The sequence below is a fragment of the Bacillus sp. B1(2022) genome, from assembly GCF_040259625.1.
Taxonomy (GTDB): Bacteria; Bacillota; Bacilli; order Bacillales; family Bacillaceae; genus Bacillus; species Bacillus velezensis.
Genome location: NZ_JANIFO010000030.1, coordinates 1 through 912, shown reverse-complemented (window position 1 = coordinate 912; position 912 = coordinate 1). Strand labels below are relative to the sequence as shown.

The following is a 912-nucleotide window of genomic DNA, read 5'->3' as shown; positions in this document are numbered from 1 at the left end:
TTGTTCACTTTCTCAATCAACTTTTTAATTATATAATAAGTTTCTTTTAAAGTCAACATATTTTTTTATAAATGGTGGAGCCTAGCGGGATCGAACCGCTGACCTCCTGCGTGCAAAGCAGGCGCTCTCCCAGCTGAGCTAAGGCCCCGAAGTGGTCGGGAAGACAGGATTCGAACCTGCGACCCCATGGTCCCAAACCATGTGCTCTACCAAGCTGAGCTACTTCCCGATTTTTAAAAATATTATGGCGCGCCCGAGAGGAGTCGAACCCCTAACCTTTTGATCCGTAGTCAAACGCTCTATCCAATTGAGCTACGGGCGCATAATAATGAATGCCGAGGGCCGGACTTGAACCGGCACGGTAGTCACCTACCGCAGGATTTTAAGTCCTGTGTGTCTGCCAATTCCACCACCCCGGCGCGGATGGTATAGTTGGAGCGGAAGACGGGATTCGAACCCGCGACCCCCACCTTGGCAAGGTGGTGTTCTACCACTGAACTACTTCCGCATACAGGATAGTTATCCTGTATAATGCGGGTGAAGGGACTTGAACCCCCACGTCATAAGACACTAGATCCTAAGTCTAGCGCGTCTGCCAATTCCGCCACACCCGCGTAACATGGTGAGCCATGAAGGACTCGAACCTTCGACCCTCTGATTAAAAGTCAGATGCTCTACCAACTGAGCTAATGGCTCTTTTTAAAAGACTTATGTTATTATCTTGTCCAAAAATGGTGCCGGCCAGAGGACTTGAACCCCCAACCTACTGATTACAAGTCAGTTGCTCTACCAATTGAGCTAGGCCGGCAAATATGGTGGAGGATGACGGGCTCGAACCGCCGACCCTCTGCTTGTAAGGCAGATGCTCTCCCAGCTGAGCTAATCCTCCATATATTACACTTACGTGTAATA

At 49.3% G+C, this 912-nt stretch carries 9 tRNA genes; all 9 read right to left on the bottom strand.

Features of this window, described 5'->3' with window-relative positions:
- Nucleotides 1-72: 72 nt before the first annotated feature.
- Nucleotides 73-148, bottom strand: a tRNA-Ala gene (locus tag NQS30_RS21330).
- Between the two features lie 4 nt (nucleotides 149-152).
- Nucleotides 153-229 (bottom strand) — tRNA-Pro (locus tag NQS30_RS21325).
- A gap of 16 nt (nucleotides 230-245) precedes the next feature.
- A tRNA-Arg gene (locus NQS30_RS21320) sits at nucleotides 246-322 on the bottom strand.
- A gap of 11 nt (nucleotides 323-333) precedes the next feature.
- Nucleotides 334-419 (bottom strand) — tRNA-Leu (locus NQS30_RS21315).
- 14 nt (nucleotides 420-433) lie between these two features.
- Nucleotides 434-508 (bottom strand) — tRNA-Gly (locus tag NQS30_RS21310).
- Between the two features lie 24 nt (nucleotides 509-532).
- A tRNA-Leu gene (locus NQS30_RS21305) sits at nucleotides 533-614 on the bottom strand.
- A gap of 6 nt (nucleotides 615-620) precedes the next feature.
- Nucleotides 621-696 (bottom strand) — tRNA-Lys (locus NQS30_RS21300).
- 36 nt (nucleotides 697-732) lie between these two features.
- Nucleotides 733-808 (bottom strand) — tRNA-Thr (locus NQS30_RS21295).
- 5 nt (nucleotides 809-813) lie between these two features.
- Nucleotides 814-889 (bottom strand) — tRNA-Val (locus NQS30_RS21290).
- Between the last annotated feature and the right edge of the window lie 23 nt (nucleotides 890-912).